The sequence below is a fragment of the Aerococcus agrisoli genome, from assembly GCF_003797145.1.
Lineage (GTDB): Bacteria > Bacillota > Bacilli > Lactobacillales > Aerococcaceae > Aerococcus > Aerococcus agrisoli.
In genome coordinates, this window is sequence record NZ_RKMG01000013.1 from 13,778 (window position 1) to 31,092 (window position 17,315).

Genomic DNA, 17,315 nt, shown 5'->3' on the forward strand with positions numbered 1-17,315 from the left:
CATCCAAGCGTGTCATAATTTTTTTGAAAAAATAAAAATCGCTTTTACGCTACGATTCATCTTTATTCAATGTTTGTGTGCTAATGTACCAGTCAGCACGACTGTTCGATTTGGATACAAATACAGGAATCTGCATACAAAAAGCACCTTAATAAATTTAGCACATCCGCAAGCAATCGTCAACTTTTTCTCTATGATTTTTGTAAAAAAATCGACTGAGGATAAAATCCTCAGTCGTTAAAGTTTAAATATAGTAGATTTCAACCTCAAACCGGCTGAAATCTATTCATTATTTAGTCTAAGTTACGCATTGTTGGGAATAATAGGACGTCACGGATTGATTGTGCGTTGGTTAATAACATAACCATACGGTCAATACCGATACCTAAACCTCCCGTAGGTGGCATACCTGTTTCCAAAGCTTCCAAGAATTCTTCATCTAATGGATGTGCTTCGTCGTTACCTTGTTCTTTTTCACGCAATTGTGCTTCAAAACGTTCACGTTGATCAATTGGGTCAGTTAACTCTGTAAAGGCGTTACCTGCTTCTGAACCAACGATGAATACTTCAAAACGGTCAGTGAAACGTGGATCTTCTTCATTTTTACGTGCTAATGGAGAGATTGCTGTTGGATGACCATATACGAATGTTGGTTGAATTAATGTATCTTCCACAAACTCTTCGAAGAATTCGTTGATAACATGACCAACTGTGTGGTTTTTCTCAACTGGCACATTGTGTTGTTTCGCAATTTCACGTGCTTCTTCGTCAGTCATTTCTTGCCAGAAGTCTACACCAGATGCTTCTTTCACTAAGTCAACCATATGTGCACGACGCCATTTGCCGCCTAATTCAACTGCTTGTCCATCGTATTCAATACTTGTTGTACCTAATACATTTTGCGCTACAGTTTGGAATAGACCTTCTACTAAGTCCATCACATCAGTCATTGTGCTGTAAGCTGTATAGACTTCTAGCATAGTGAACTCAGGGTTATGTGTGGTATCGATACCTTCGTTACGGAATACACGTCCGATTTCATAAACGCGTTCCATACCACCAACAACTAAACGTTTTAGATGTAACTCTAAGGCAATACGTAAGTATAATTCCATATCTAAAGCATTGTGGTGTGTAATGAACGGACGAGCAGATGCCCCACCAGCAATGTTATGTAATACAGGTGTTTCCACTTCTAGATAGTTATTGCTATCTAAGTAGTGACGAACTTCGCGGATAATTTGCGAACGTTTCACAAAACGGTCGTAAGATTCACGGTTAGCAATTAAGTCTAAGTAACGGTGACGGTAGATTTGCTCTACGTCAGTTAAACCATGATATTTATCTGGTAATGGACGAAGTGCTTTTGTTAAATGCACAAATTTTGTTGCTTTAACAGATAACTCACCAGTGTTTGTACGCATTAAAGTACCTTCAACACCAACGATATCCCCTAAGTCAGCTTTGCGCCAAATAAAGTCATAGTCATTTTCGTCAATCGTATCACGACGAACGTAAATTTGAATATTACCTGACATGTCTTGGATGTTACCGAAACCAGCTTTACCTTTACCACGTTTTGTTACCAAACGACCGGCGATGGCTACTGATTTACCCATTTCATGTAATTGGTCTTTGTCGTAAGCTTCGTAATCAGCATGTAAATCTGCCGCTAAAGCATCGCGTTCAAAACCTGAAGCAAATGGGTTATAACCATTTTCCTCTAATTCATGCATTTTCTCGCGACGGACTTGTAGTTGATCATTTAAGCCTTCAGTTAAGTCCTGTGCTTGATTTTGATTATTTTCTTCAGTCACTGTATACACTCCTATCATTATTTACGGTTATCTCAACCCGTTAAATACTTTCTAATATTGCCAATATCAAGTAAAAAAAGCAAGTTGCCTTGCTCATTTTACATCTATTGTTTTGGTTTTGTTATTTCCTTTTAAAAGAATTGGAAAGCACAAGCATTGTACCAAATTTTGAGCTATATGAAAACCCAAATTTCTGATATCCACACGACTAGTGCTCGTCTTCTTCCTTGATATGGGTAAAGGCATCCGTCAGAATTTGAAGGACGTGACTATCCGCTTGGCTATAAATCACCGTATTGCGCTCCTTACGACGTTTCACCAAACGCAAATCAAATAACTTCTTCAACTGATGCGACACAGCCGATTGTTCCAAACCTAGTTCTTCCGAAATCTTGGTCGCCATCATTTCCCCATTACCTAACAAATATAAAATCCGTAAACGCGTCGGATCACCTAGCGCCTTGAACATCTTACTCAAATGTTCAATTTGTTGTGGATCAACCGTCTCTTCATGACCAGTCTTCACAACATATTCTTGCATATCTTCGTTCATTGTACGACTTCCTTTATCATCATTTCATTAAAGCTCTTGTTTGAAGTCAAAAAGGCCTTGTGCGATATAACGACGGCCATCATCCGGTACCACAGCGACCACCTTTTGATTGCGGCCAAGTGTCTGTGCAACTGCTATAGCCGCTGCTACACTAGCACCACCAGCAATACCGACAATCAAGCCCTCGTTAATCGCTAATAGACGTGTCATTTCAGCTGCTTTGGCTAAATCAAGATCAATAATACTATCATACAAGGTTGTGTCCAAATTTAGTGGTAATATGCCTGCATTAAACCCAGTTTCTTTACTTGGATAGGCTACTTCACCACCTAGGAACTTCGCATCCTTGTCTTCAACCGCAAACAATTGCACTTTCTTATTCTGCTTACGTAAGGCACGACCAACACCCGTCATGGTACCACCTGTTGCCACTGTTGTGACAAAAGCATCCGGCGTCCCACCTAAGGCTTCAATAATTTCTAGACCAGTTGTATGTTCGTGCACAGCTGCATTGGCTTCGTCATTGTATACGTCCAAAAAGACATGACCACTTGTTTGGCCTAAATCTCGGGCTTGCGTAATGGCATTGGCTACGCCATTACCACCCGCAACTAAGTTCACCTTAGCACCATAGGCACGAAGTACTGTTAAATCATACTGACTAGCTGTATCTGGGATAAAGGCTACTAGGTCATACCCTTTACTCGCCGTTAGTAAGGCAAAAGATGCGGCTACTTCAGCAGTTGTTGCGATGACAACTTTTTGTCCACTTGTTAAGCGGCCGTCATTTTCCGCTACTTCAATCAGGTTTAAAGCCACGCGGTCGTAGATAGATCCGGTTGGGTTGGCTGTTTCCAATTTTACGAAAACTTGTGCGGCCTTGTAGGGAACAGAACGTTGTAATTGTACTAGTGGTGTTTCTCCAATCAAGCTACTCGTATATTTTGTGACTTCCATCGGTCGATCACGAACCTTTCTCTTAGTTTGCTTGTTGCGATTTGCGACAAGCGACGATGTTATTCTTTATATAGTATAACAAATTCAGCCGCTATATGGCGACTTGAAGGGTATGGATCTTGCGACGATTTATTTTGATGCGTGGGCGTGAATTTCGCGCAAGTCATCGGCTGAAAAGTGGTAATGGTTGTTGCAGAATTGACATACGATTTCTGCGCCACCGTCTTCTTCAATCATGGCTGTAATTTCGTCGCCGTGTAAGGTTGCTAAACCAGCTGCAAAGCGTTCTTTGCTACAGTCACATTGGAAGGCAACATCACGTTCATCTAAGAATTTGACATTGTCTTCGCCGAATAAACGGTTGATCATGTCTGAAGGTGTATCCCCTTCGCTCAATAATTGGGTCACTTGTGGAATATCCGCAATGGCTTTTTCCACTGCTACGATTGTTTCTTCTGTAGCACCTGGCATCAATTGCAACATCCAACCACCAGCGTTGATGATGGTTTCATCTGTATCTACCAAGACACCTAAGGCAACCGCTGAAGGTGTTTGTTCTGAATAAGCTAAGTAGTAGGTGAAGTCTTCCGCAATTTCACCTGATACAATTGGCACTTGACCTGAGAAGGGTTCTTTCAAACCTAAGTCTTTGGTGACTTTGAAGACACCATTTGTCCCAACCGCACCGCGGACATCGATTTTACCTTTTTCATTTGGCGCTAAGCTCACATGCGGATTTTGCACGTAACCTTTCACATGACCTTCACCGTCAACAGCTGTAATAATTTTACCCGCTGGACCGTCACCAGAAATTTGTACTGAAATACGCGCATCGTCCTTAATATCAGAACCTAACAATAGGGTTCCGACTAAGGTACGTCCTAATGCCGCACTGGAAGCAGACCACGTATCATGTTTGGTTTGCGCCTCGCGTACAACACCTGTCGCGTCTACCGCTGAAACCCTCACTTGTCCATCTAAAGCAACAGCTTTTACTAATTTATCTATCATTTGACTTCACTCCATCAATCTTCATATTTGCCTGCGTCCTGGACGAACTATCAACCAGATACTCGGTATCCATTCTCATTTTAATCCATCTAGCGCTTTTGTAAAAATATAAGCACCCTTCGAATGGCTCACTGACCCATTTTAACAAAAAACCAGCCCCGACAGAAGAAATATCTCCTTACTCGCCAACCACTAGTGGGGCTTCCCTAATTTGGGTAATGACCTGCCTATGACTTTCTCATCCTGGTGGGGGTTTTTCTATAATGAATAAAGAGGGCCGAGCCCTCTTTTCATTTTGGTGTTTTGAGATCGTACTCGGAAGCGTATTACACTCGCGTAAAATATTTTATCCAGGTGAAGTGGGGATTGTATTTATTAAACCTAAAATAACCGCGATTTGAACACTTCAGGGGCCTGTGCTTTCAAAAATGAGCAATTTTGCGTCACACAGAGGGCTGTGTGATGCCGTGGTTTTAAAGGCGAATCACACACGGCGTTGTGTGACGCATTTTTTCTCATAAAAGTTCACACAGCCCCTTCAAGTTGTCAGATTTCGCCTTTTTTAAGCCTTAAATACGCAATATTTCAAAACTACTCTTCAAAGGCATGTCATGATTTCGAAAAAAATAGCCCCGAAGTCACTAGAACTTCGAGGCTATTTAGATTTTTCCAATCTTAACGTATTTTGTCACACTCTATTATTGATCGTCACGGTCTTGATGAATGTGTGCGTTGCGACCTTCTTCTTGGTCATCCGCTGCATTGTCATCAGATTCACCAGTAGTTGAATCAGCATCAGTTTCGTCGGCTTTCCAGTCGTCGTTACGTAATTGACGTTGTTCCGCTCCGCGTTGCAAGTCTTTTTTCACTTCTTCAAAAGATTTTGCTTCGGGTTCACGGTCTTTGTCAGCGTCATGTGATTCTGGCATTTCACCAGTTTCGAACAATGCTTTGATTGTGCGTTCGTCTAATGTTTCTAGTTCTAATAATTTCTCAGCAATGATATCCAATTTGTCACGGTGTTCAGCCAAGATGCGTTCTGCTTCTTCTAGGCTTTCTTCCATGAATTTACGTACTTCGTCATCAATTTGACCGGCAGTGCGTTCTGAATATGTTTTGTTTGCTGCGTATCCGCTTGAAGCACCACGCATTGAGTGGTTACCTTCGTAAGAAATTGGTCCTAAAACGTCATTCATACCGTATTCAGTAATCATTGCACGAACAATACCTGTGGCTTGTTCGAAGTCGTTTGAGGCACCAGATGTTTGTGTGTTGAAGACTAATTGTTCAGCAGCACGTCCACCTAATAGACCAATAACTTGTTCGCGTAAATCTTTGGTTGTGTAAAGACTTTGGTCTTCACGTGGCAGCATGATGGCATAACCACCGGCTTTACCACGAGGGACAATCGTCACTTTATGTACAACACGTGCATCGCTTAAGACTAAACCAGCAATTGTATGTCCGGCTTCGTGGTAAGCAACCATGCGACGTTCTTGTTTTGAAATCACGCGATCTTTTTTCGCTGGACCAGCAATTACACGGTCTTGAGCTTCATCAATATCAACCATGTCAATTTGATGTTTGTCCACACGTGCAGCTACTAGGGCAGCTTCGTTTAATAAGTTTTCTAGTTCAGCACCAGTAAAGCCTGGTGTTTGTTGTGCTAATACTTTCAAGTCTACGTCTGGGCCAAATGGCTTGTTACGTGCGTGGACTTTCAAGATTGCTTCACGACCTTTGATATCAGGACGGCCAACAAGTACTTGACGGTCAAAACGACCTGGACGAAGTAAAGCTGGGTCTAAGACATCTGAACGGTTGGTTGCAGCGATAACGATGACGTTATCTTTTTCTGAGAAACCATCCATTTCAACTAGCAATTGGTTTAAGGTTTGTTCACGTTCGTCATGACCTGATCCTGGACCAGCACCACGGCGACGACCAACGGCATCGATTTCATCGATAAAGATGATAGATGGTGAACTCTTCTTAGCGTTTTCGAATAAGTCACGTACACGACTTGCCCCAACCCCTACGAACATTTCTACGAACTCAGAACCTGAGATTGAGTAGAAAGGCACGCCTGCTTCACCGGCAACGGCTTTGGCTAGTAAGGTTTTACCAGTACCTGGAGGCCCCTCTAAAAGTACCCCTTTTGGAATACGAGCGCCTAAGGCTTGGAATTTACGTGGGTCTTTCAAGAAGTCTACCACTTCAACTAATTCTTGTTTTTCTTCGTCAGCACCGGCTACATCTGAGAAGCGAACTTTCACTTCTTTCTTAGATTGGTCGACAGCTTTTGATTTACCCATTGACATTGGGTTGTTACGGCCGCCACCTTGGCTTTGGCTAAACATCATATACATGATGACTACAAAGAAGATGATTGGTACAGCAGTGAATAATAAACTCAACCACATACCTGATTGGTCTTCTTCTAGCGCAGTCATTTCTGTGTCTGTGCTATTCGCAGCATTTGTAATTTGTGCTAGGGTATCATCGTTAGGCAAAACATTTACCACGAATTCAGAAGCTGTTGCGGCTTGTAAATCTTGGAAAATAGGGATGCCATCACTTGTTGAAGAAGAAGCTTCACTTGAACTTGCATCAGAAGTCTTGTAGCTACCACGAATTTGGTAAGCACCAGCATTCGATTGCATTGAAAATGATTCTACTTCTCCATCAGAAAGCGTTTGGATGAATTCTGATTGTGTCAACTCTTCGGTCGTGCCGCTTGATGAATCGCTGGTAAGCGTTCTAACTAGTGCCATCAACGCAAAGAACATAATCAGCCATAGCAAACCACTTCGGATGAAGGTATTTCTATTCGGTCTGTTAGGTCTCTTTTGTTGCATTCGTTTTCCCCGTTCTAACTATTTATTCTTGAGTAGCGTACAATTGGAAGACTGTTCTTAATGTAATAAATGTGCGTAAACACTTGGTTTTAAGATCCCAATGTATGGCAATTGACGGTAATCTTCATCGAAGTCCATACCGTAACCAATGACAAACTTGTCAGGAATTTCAAAACCTGTGTAGTCCACTTGCACATTTGCAACACGACGTTCTGGTTTATTTAACAAAGCAACCACTTTTACACTCGCCGCGTTACGGTGTTGGAATAAGTCGTAAATTTTTGCCAAAGTATTACCAGTATCAACAATGTCTTCAATAATAATGACATGACGGTCAGCCACATCAGCATCTAAATCTTTGATAATTTTTACATGACCAGAAGATTCAACACCAGAACCGTAGCTAGAAACATCCATAAAGTCTAATTGCAACTTCACATCCATTTCACGTACAAGGTCTGACATGAATAAAACTGACCCTTTCAAAATCCCAACAACAATTGGGTTTTTATCTTGATACTCAGCCGTAAGCTCTTGCCCTAGCTCTTTAATACGAGCGGCAATGTCCTCCGCTGAATATAATATTTCTTCTACATCGTTATGCATTCGATAGTCCTCCACATTTCATTTCTCATAATTCTAAGTTATTTTAGCAAACAACTTGATTTAATAGCAATTATAACGATTGAAAAGCACAAAATGCTGTCAATCTCACTCACTATTTCATTAATTAGGAAAGTATTATATCAATCTTAACATTATTAGCCAACATTTGCGTTAAATTCAATCAAAATTTTACCAATACTTTATCTCCGGTCTGACTCGGATTCGCGTACAAAACAGTATCGCCATCAAGGACCGCCCAAACCACTTGGTCCGCGTCCGCAACCACCACCAGCTGATCTCGTACACCCGCCGGAATCTTTTCATTGATAAAAAAACGATTTAGCTTTTGACTATGGCCATTGGATAGCTGGATAAAATCACCTGTTTGTCGCCCTCTCACCACCAGATCAACCCCTGCAGGCACCTGGGTAATGACCTGTACATCCGAACCAACCGCGATTTCCTGGTCAAAGCGACCAAGCTGGACGTCATTCCCAAGTTGGACCCAAGTGTTCAATAGCAGTCTTTGGTGGTGATAGTCATGTTGATTTAGGTTACCCTCAAAAAAATCTACTTGTGTTTTGGGTAGGATATAGGCCGTATCGTAAACCTTGACCAGACGGAAATCTCCAGGCAATTGCCATTCCCCCTGACCTGTATCTTGGTTAAGGAAGTTGACCATCCGCTCGAAGCCCACCTGTGTAAAACTGACCAGAGACGCATCAATCTTATCAAAAAGACTCTGCCATAAAAGGATTTGTTGTGCTTGGCTAAAGGCCGTCATTTTCCCCAAATCAATTTTCCAAGTCTCGTCACGTTTCATTGCCATGTCTTTCAAGATTTGGGCCATATAGGCTTGGGCGAAGTCCTGACTGGCCTGACTAGCCTCAGCAAAGTGACCCAGGTGGTCTAAGAGATTGTCATCTTCAGCTGTCAGTACCGGGATGATGGTCTGTCTGAAGCGATTTCTGGTAAAGGCTAGGTCATGATTGCTGGCGTCTTCCATATAAGGAATCTTATGGCTTGCTGCATAGTCATACAAGTCGGCTTTTGGCACATTCAGTAAGGGGCGCAAGACAAAGCCACTTTTGCTAGTGCTATCAAGGCCGATGGGGCGTGTGGGATGAATGCCCGCCACGCTGGTAATCCGACCGCCATGCACCAGTCGCATCAGCACTGTTTCGGCCTGGTCATTCAAATGATGGGCCGTCACCAAATAAGGTGCTTGGCGCATGACCATAATTTTTTCGAAAACCGCATAACGGAATTCGCGCGCCGCCAGTTCCGATCGTTCCGGATTTGTTGGATCCGGATGCGACCATTCCACCACTTGCAAGTCGATAGCCTGACTTTCGCAGAAGTCGATGACCATCGCTTGCTCATCGTCCGACTGCTGGCGCAAATGGTGGTTAATATGAATGACGGAAAATTGTAAATCAATTTGCTTGGCCAAGTCAGCAAAGGTCGCCAACAAAACCATTGAATCTACCCCACCAGATACCGCCAGTAAAAAACGTGGCCGACCGACTGGTGTTTGATAAGCCTGTGGGATTTTGCGCCGAAGACCCGGTTCATATTGGTCCAACCATTCTAGTAAATGCTTGGTCAGTTGCGTATCTTGTCCCATAATCTGCGCCTCCTTTCTTTGATGATGACAACTTTTCGCAAAAACAAACAACTAAAATAAGGCCGGATTTCTCCGACCTTGGTTGACGTTTATATTAGTTGCGACGTCCGCCACGTCCGCCACGCTTACCTTCAGTGTTGCGTTTCAATGAAGTCAAACGGTCATCACTGTCTTTTAGGAATGAACTCATTAAGCTATCGAAATCTTTGGTACCCGCTTGTGATCCAGCATTTGATTTGAAGCTATTCCCGCGATCATTATTCGAACGACCAGCGCTGTAATTTGATTTCGGTTTACCTTGGTAGCCACCACCATTGTGTCCACCGCGGTCGTCATCTTTATCTTTGTTGTAACCACCGTGGTTGTTATTGTTTGAACGTTCACGTGGTTTACTGAATTCACGTTTTGGTGCTTCAGCTTTGACTGTACCATCAGCGTTTAAACGACGAATAGATAAGGCAATTTTGCCATCATCTGCAACAGATGTTACTAAAACTGTTACCTCGTCACCAACAGAAAGTACATCGTTAATGTCTTTTACGTAACCTTCAGCAATTTCAGAAATGTGGACTAAACCATTCTTACCTTCGCCTAAATCAATAAATGCACCAAATTTTGTAATACCGGTTACTTTACCAGTAATTTTATTTCCTACTTCAATTGCCATGAATTCCAAATATCCTCCTTGAATTGCTTGGTTACGATTGAACCAATGATCAATCAATCATTTTGTGTGACCTCGAAAGATCGAACACGAGTCGTTTATTACTCACTATCTGTTTCTGTATCTTGTTGCAAGTATGCCTTGTTCAAAATTTCAGCTTGTTTAGAGGCATTATCCTCAGGTACGCTGAAGATGATTTCGCCCTCTTTACTTAAATAATACCGAGAACGGGCTAACTTTGCCACATATTCATCATCTTTTAGCAAAGTTGCTTGTTGTGATAATGTATCAATGGCATTTTGTTCACCAGTAATCTCATCTTGAGTTAAGGCAATCTGTTCCTGCAAAGCTTGTTGCTCTTGGCTAGCGTCATACATACCATAACCGCAATACGCAATCACAACAGCGAATGCAGCTATAAAAACGCGCATAACCTTGCCACCAAAATTCACACGCTTTGCTTTCTTCTTGCCCTTCGCTTTGCGGTGGTCTGCTAATGATGTTACATTCTTATTTTCACTATCTGGACGACTTGTTTCCCGCATAGCAAAATCCTCCTTTTGACATACTTTTGAATCCGACTCACTTATACCTTTTTAGTATAACAATAATTCAGACCCTATGCCATCAAAAATCAGGATTATAAATTATCTTTTTCCTTATCTTCACGGTAGTTTTCTGAAATCACCGTGAACATATCATCTGCCTCATCTTTTCGCGTTGTTTCCTTGATATCATCCACACGAATCGTCAAATCCTTGCTACCAAAAGCAATCAACAACTCGTCACCGATTTTCACATCAGTACCAGACTTAGCCGGACGACCATTAATCGAAATACGGCCCTTGTCCGCAACTTCCTTCGCAACGCTACGACGTTTAATAATTCGAGAAACCTTTAAAAATTTATCTAATCGCAAAAATTCGCGCTCCTTTTTACTTCAATTTGAATTGTCATCTATTCTAATCCTATTATACCATGACACGCAACACAATTATCTCGATAAGGTCGACCCTTGCATTACGCGCCAAATCAAATCACCCTTAGGCAAAGCCAACCACTCCTCTTGGGTCAGTATCGGTACTTTTCGCAAAAAGACCCAGGCTGTCAAAACACCCGCAAATATTTGAACTGCCATCAAGACAGTGTCCAAAAATCGAGTGGCTGCCATACCCAAGACTCCGTGCCACAAGTAGGCCAAGATGGCTGTGACCACCACCATAACAACTGCTAGGGCACTTGCTGACAATATGGCCTTAGTCCAAGTATGCAAGCGCAATGACATTGGCAAATGACCTTCTAAGTAGACAACCATCACCAAAAGGCCAATATTGGTCGCCCAGGCTGCCCCCATGGTAGACCAGACCGTCACCAAAATAGGTGTCAGTATCATTTTCACAACCATACCAATCACAAAGGCTATCCCTGGCACATACCAGCGATTCATAGCCTGTAAGACATTGTTTTGGGCTAAGACATAACTCGCCATTACCACCATCAATACATAGACCATGAGCACGCCAGACCCTTCACGACTGGCGAATAGGAAATGGTTGAGTTGCGGCATAATAGCCACTAGCCCACCGGTAATAATAATAGAGAAAACCAATGTTACCCGTAAATATTGACGGGCCACCGCTTCGAAGTGTTGACTCCCTTTAAGGTCGAATTGTTTGGTCTTGGCTAAGGTTGGCAAGAATGAAGTGGCCAAAGCTGTTGCTACAACCATGCCTAGTTGGACGATGGGTTGCCCTCGGTCATAAATCCCTTTGACATTCTTAGCTAAATCATCCGGCATACCATTGGCCACCAATTGATCATAGACCGTAAAAGCATCGACCAATTGATAGAAAACCAACAAGGCCGAGAAGAAGCAAATCACAAAACCTTCCGTCACAAAGGCTTTGGTCAAGTGCCCCCAAGCATGACCAGGATAATTTTTACCACCAGTGCTAGCTTGTTCTAGACCATAATGGCCAGCCAAGAAATCTTGATACATATTTTTTTCACGGGCTTTCAACCAGTAATAGACCATGACTACAGATGCTGCCGCTGCTGCAACCCATGCCGACTGCATGGCCCAAAAGCCCATCGTATAGACATTTGGATGTAAGCCATCAAGTTGTGTTTGGGCAAATAAGTAAGCAACCGTCAAAATAACGGCCACACGCACCAATTGCTCCACCACTTGCGAAATCGCTGTTGGCACCATGTCATTCAGTCCTTGCAAATAACCACGACTTAATAACAAAATGGGCATCAGCAAGAACATATAGGAAACACTTTGCACAACCGGTGCCAGTAAAGCATCACCCATCATGGTCGCAATTTGTCCGGCACCAAAATAGACGATGGCAAAGCAGATTGCCGCAAAAATAGATACAATCACACTATAGCGTTGCATGACCCGTTTTTGACTATAAGCATCCGGCGCCAAAGCCACTTGTTTGCCGATAAAAGATGGCAAGCCATTTAAAGCAAAGGTCATACCAATCCCATAAATGGGATAGACTTGTTGATAAACATAGAAACCAGTATTGCCTACCAGGTTTTGCAAGGGCACGCGGTAAATCGCTGACAGAATCTTAGCGATAAAGGCTGCTAAAGTCAGGATAGCCGCACCTTGCATGGCTTTCTGGGTGGTCGAGGTATTTTGCTTGTTCGTTACATGCGTTTTTTTCTTAGACATGTTTCCACCACCTATTATGCTTCCGTTTGGTCAGCTTCGTCCGCTTGCGCTTGTGCTGCTTTAACTTGAGCGTCAACGGCTGCTTCATTGGCTGCGGCTTCCGCTGCTTGTTGACGGGCTTGAGCTTGTTCATAGGCTTCTTTTTCACGCGCCAACTGATCAGCTTTCATTTGTTCAACCGTTTCATCCGTAGCAAGTTTAGTCATGAATTGTAATAGGTAATCCAACCATTCTTCAGTGGTTAATTTGCCTAAGCCTAGGGTTACAACCAGTGCCTTACCAGATTGTTTAATGGCTAGACGGAATGGATTGTCTTCCAAGGCTTTAAAAATCGCTGGGGTCATGACTTTTTGATCCAAGTCATCATGGAAGACGACTTCAATAGTCTTATCATTGGCATTACGTTTGATTTTGCTGACACCAATACTGTCGGCCGCTGATTTAATGGCACCCACTTGTAGTAACATTTGCGTTTCTACTGGTGGTTCACCGTAGCGGTCCATTAATTCATCATCTAAGTCCCACATAGCATCGACATTTGCCAAGGCATTGACACGTTTATAGATTTCCACTTTTTGACGTTCATCCTTGATATAAGATTGTGGGATGTAGGCATCGATACCCAGGGTGATTTCCACTGGTTCGGCTTTCTTAGCAGGTAAAATACCACGTTTACGTTGGACGGCTTCACGCAGCATTTGTGAATACAGATCGAAACCGACTGAGTTCACGAAACCATGTTGCTGCTTACCTAATAGGTTACCGGCACCACGAATCGATAAATCACGCATGGCGATTTTAAAACCTGAACCCAATTCCGTAAAGTCACGTAAGGCCATCAAGCGTTTCTCAGAAACTTCTGACAACATCTTGTCTGGACGATACATGAAGTAGGCATAGGCAATACGGGTTGAACGCCCTACACGGCCACGTAATTGATATAAGGTCGATAGCCCCATGCGGTCTGCCCCCTCAACGATTAGGGTATTGGCGTTTGGAATATCCACACCTGTTTCGATGATTGTCGTGGTCACCAAAACATCAAACTCACCTAGAATAAAGTCCATCATGACGTTTTCCAATTGCACAACAGTCATTTGGCCGTGGGCAATTGCGACACGGGCTTCAGGTACCAATTCATTAATAAAAGCAGCCTTCTCTTCAATTTGGGCGACATTATTAAACAAGTAGAATACCTGACCGTCACGCGCGATTTCTCGTTCAATGGCATCTTTCACCGCACCAAAATTCCGTTCCATCACAAAGGTTTGAACCGGATAACGGTTGGCAGGTGGGGTTTCAATCACAGATAAATCACGTACACCCAGCATTGACATATTCAAGGTACGTGGAATTGGCGTAGCTGTTAGGGTTAAAACATCCACATTGGCTTTCAATGCTTTTAGTTTCTCCTTGGCCTTTACCCCAAAACGTTGCTCTTCATCGACCACTAAGAGACCTAAATCTAGGAACACGACATCTTTGGATAAAATACGGTGGGTACCAATCACGATATCCACTTTCCCTTTTTTCAAACCATCGATGGTCTCATTTTGTTGGGCCTTAGAACGAAAACGTGATAAGAGGCCGATTTCAAATGGCCAGTCAGCAAAACGTTCCGTAAATGTTTCATAATGTTGTTGGGCAAGGACTGTCGTTGGCACCAAGAAGGCCACTTGTTTACCTTCCATAAGTGCTTTAAATACGGCACGCATAGCCACTTCTGTTTTCCCAAAACCAACATCCCCGACTAAGAGACGGTCCATTGGTTTTTCAGACTCCATATCTTTCTTGATTTCTTCAATTGACCGGATTTGGTCATCTGTTTCCGTATATGGAAAGGCTGCTTCAAATTCTGCTTGTTCCGGTGTATCCGGTCCAAAAGCCAAGCCTTTTTGGGCTTCACGTGAGGCATATAAATCAATCAATTCATCCGCAATATCTTCAATCTTGCTTGAAACTTTTTGCTTGGTCTTGGTCCATTCACTACCACCCATTTTATTTAACTTGGGTTCGCGACCTTCTGCAGATACATATTTTTGGACTAAGTCAATTTGATCAATCGGTACATGGATTGCCGCTTGGTCCGCAAAAACGACGGTTAAGTAGTCTTGGTGAACACCAGCAAATTCAATGGTTTCAATCCCTGTATAACGACCAATCCCGTGATTAACATGCACGACATAATCACCAACCTCTAGTTGTTGGTAATTTTGAATTCGTTCAGCATTTGAAATCAGTGGTTTCTTAGTATTACGGCGTTTCTTTTGGGTATGGAAAATATCGGCTTCCGCTAATAAGACTAAGCGTTCTTGGACAAATTCCACACTACCCGCTAAGCCACCGGCAATCAGGTTAATTTTATTGGCAAAAATGTTGCCTTCATCCGTCGCTTCAGTTGCGACATCAATATCCCGTAACATGGCTTGCACTTGTTTGACACGGTCTTTGTCTTTCAACATGATGACGACGGTACGCCCTGTCCGTGTCCAAGCATCTAACTCTACTTTTAAGGCATCCATTTGATCATAGAATTGTGTAATCAAACGTGTTTGGAATTGATATAGGCCATCAAATTTCAAGTTGTTTAAGCCTTGTTGCCAGATAGAAAAGTAGAATTTGCGGCCTTCAAAGGCTTGTGCGACCGCTTTGAAATCGGCATAGACGTCAACTTGAGGGGGTAATTGCCCCATTTCAACCATGGATTGAAGATACATTTCTGTGTTGCTGGTCCAAGTGGCTTCTTCTTGAACGAGACGTGCATAATCATCCAAAATCAGGAAGGCTTGGTCTCCTAGATAATCCAATAAAGTGGTTGCTTGTGGATACATGTAACCGGTGAAGAATCTTGAGTTGTTTGTGGTCTCGCCATTTTTCCAAGCGAAAACCTCATCCGCTACGACGGCTTCTACCATGTCACGAATGGTGTCGTCTTTGATTTTGGCGACTTGTTTTTTCATTTGCTTTTCGAAGGCATCGGCTTGAATTTGCAGTTGTTGCGGTAAGACGATGAATTCTTCGGCTGGTTGAATTTGAATGTTTGGCTGGTCTTTGAGTGATTTTTGCGTGTTGGGGTCGAAGGTTGAAATCCGTTCGACTTCATCGAAACCGAGTGATACACGAATTGGGTATTCGGCGTTCAATGGGTAGAAGTCAACGATATCCCCACGATGACTCATTTCACCTGGTGTCATGACGATTTCTGCTTGGTGATAGCCTTGGTAAACCAGTTTTTGTACCAGCGTGATGGGCTCGATTTCATCACCTAGTTTTAGACGAATACGGGTTTGATCCCAGATATCTGTTGGTGCGAGTAGGCGTTTTAAACCAAACATTGGTGTGATTAAAACACCGGATGCTTTAGGGTCGCGTGCCCAGTTCAAGACGGTTAGACGGTCTGCTAGGGCTTCGGGACTGGCAATGGCCCAGTCTGCTGCTACTGATTCAGGTACATTGTATAGATGTAACTGGTCGTCATCGAAATAGTTTTGCAAATCACTATAGAAATGATCGGCCTGTAATAAATTATTGGTGACGATGACTACTTTTTGCTCTGTTGCTAGGTTCAGCAAGGTTTTGGCTACATATGCCCGACTAGGTCCTTGTAAGCCTAAATATAGAACAGAACGCCCATTTTTGGCTTGCTGTTTGAGTTCTTTGTTGTGGGCTTCATTTAAGAAAAAGCTTTGTAAATCCAAGCTTGCCACCTCCTTTTTGTCAGATTAGTTGTTAAAGTTGGTCATGGTATCTTCAAATGTGTGGCCAGCTAACCAAAAATCGATTGCTTCAACGGCTGCAGCTACTGCTTCTTGCATAGCTGGTTTTTCACTTGTGCTAAAACGGGTTAACACGTGGTCAACGACTGAACCACTGGTACCTGGATGACCGATACCTAATTTGATGCGGCGAATTTTATCTGTGCCTAGATAGGCAATCATGGACTTCACACCATTGTGTCCACCGGCAGATCCTTTTTGGCGCAAACGAATACGGCCTGGATCCATGTCCATATCATCGTATACAACGACAATATCTTCTAATGCGATGTCACAGTAGTTGGCAACAGCAATGACTGCTTCCCCTGAATTATTCATAAATGTTGTGGGTTTCAGGAAGATGACTTTTTCGCCATTCACAAATGTTTCAAAGTAATCGGCTTTAAATCCTGTCTTATTGAATGCTTCATTATGACGCGCTGCCCATTCATCTAAGGCGATAAAACCAATATTGTGACGTGTACCTTCATATTTCTTACCTGGGTTACCCAAGCCGACGATTAATTTCATTTCAATAGTTCTCCTTTATTTCTGTTTATTTCATTTTTTCGATGATCTAAGTCGTGTTGACAAGTTTGGCAACACACAAAAACCTGTACAGGCAGACAACCTCCATTTTGGTCGCGCCCCGTACAGCATTTTTTCTATATAACAGGGCTTATTATATCATATTTGCGATTAAAAACTGGACAGCTATGCCTTTTACTCGAGCTTCTTTTATCAATTTTTATCATTTTGGAAAAGCTGCTATCGTTTC

General features: G+C 42.7%; 13 protein-coding genes. All 13 read right to left on the reverse strand.

Features of this window, described 5'->3' with window-relative positions:
* Positions 1–293: 293 nt before the first annotated feature.
* Positions 294–1,835, reverse strand: coding sequence for a lysine--tRNA ligase (gene lysS / locus EF384_RS05115; protein WP_199729724.1), 1,542 nt, complete (start codon positions 1,833–1,835; stop codon positions 294–296).
* A gap of 190 nt (positions 1,836–2,025) precedes the next feature.
* A complete protein-coding gene (locus tag EF384_RS05120; RefSeq protein WP_439647009.1) occupies positions 2,026–2,370 on the reverse strand; it encodes an ArsR/SmtB family transcription factor in 345 nt (114 codons plus the stop codon).
* A 27-nt stretch (positions 2,371–2,397) separates the two neighbouring features.
* On the reverse strand, positions 2,398–3,327 hold the full coding sequence (locus tag EF384_RS05125; protein ID WP_123779917.1) for a PLP-dependent cysteine synthase family protein: 930 nt from the start codon (positions 3,325–3,327) through the stop codon (positions 2,398–2,400).
* Between the two features lie 129 nt (positions 3,328–3,456).
* Positions 3,457–4,338: an Hsp33 family molecular chaperone HslO gene (gene hslO, locus EF384_RS05130; protein WP_123779919.1), complete on the reverse strand. Its 882-nt coding sequence runs from the start codon at positions 4,336–4,338 to the stop codon at positions 3,457–3,459.
* Positions 4,339–5,036: 698 nt separating this feature from the next.
* Positions 5,037–7,196, reverse strand: coding sequence for an ATP-dependent zinc metalloprotease FtsH (gene ftsH / locus EF384_RS05135; RefSeq protein ID WP_233570042.1), 2,160 nt, complete (start codon positions 7,194–7,196; stop codon positions 5,037–5,039).
* A 57-nt stretch (positions 7,197–7,253) separates the two neighbouring features.
* Entirely contained in the window at positions 7,254–7,802 is a 549-nt protein-coding gene (gene hpt / locus EF384_RS05140; protein ID WP_123779921.1) for a hypoxanthine phosphoribosyltransferase, read from the reverse strand.
* Positions 7,803–7,983: 181 nt separating this feature from the next.
* Positions 7,984–9,429 (reverse strand): tRNA lysidine(34) synthetase TilS, encoded by a 1,446-nt coding sequence (gene tilS / locus EF384_RS05145; RefSeq protein WP_123779923.1) that lies wholly within the window; start codon positions 9,427–9,429, stop codon positions 7,984–7,986.
* A 94-nt stretch (positions 9,430–9,523) separates the two neighbouring features.
* Entirely contained in the window at positions 9,524–10,096 is a 573-nt protein-coding gene (locus tag EF384_RS05150; protein WP_123779925.1) for a S1 domain-containing RNA-binding protein, read from the reverse strand.
* A gap of 98 nt (positions 10,097–10,194) precedes the next feature.
* Positions 10,195–10,638, reverse strand: a complete 444-nt coding sequence (locus tag EF384_RS05155; protein ID WP_123779927.1) for an FtsB family cell division protein — start codon at positions 10,636–10,638, stop codon at positions 10,195–10,197.
* A 95-nt stretch (positions 10,639–10,733) separates the two neighbouring features.
* Positions 10,734–11,012, reverse strand: coding sequence for an RNA-binding S4 domain-containing protein (locus tag EF384_RS05160; RefSeq protein ID WP_123779929.1), 279 nt, complete (start codon positions 11,010–11,012; stop codon positions 10,734–10,736).
* Positions 11,013–11,087: 75 nt separating this feature from the next.
* A complete protein-coding gene (locus tag EF384_RS05165; RefSeq protein WP_123779931.1) occupies positions 11,088–12,782 on the reverse strand; it encodes a putative polysaccharide biosynthesis protein in 1,695 nt (564 codons plus the stop codon).
* A 14-nt stretch (positions 12,783–12,796) separates the two neighbouring features.
* Positions 12,797–16,480 carry a transcription-repair coupling factor gene (gene mfd / locus EF384_RS05170; RefSeq protein ID WP_123779933.1) on the reverse strand — a complete coding sequence of 1,228 codons (3,684 nt, stop codon included), beginning with the start codon at positions 16,478–16,480 and terminating at the stop codon, positions 12,797–12,799.
* A 24-nt stretch (positions 16,481–16,504) separates the two neighbouring features.
* A complete protein-coding gene (pth, locus tag EF384_RS05175) occupies positions 16,505–17,068 on the reverse strand; it encodes an aminoacyl-tRNA hydrolase (RefSeq protein ID WP_123779935.1) in 564 nt (187 codons plus the stop codon).
* Positions 17,069–17,315 lie beyond the last annotated feature (247 nt).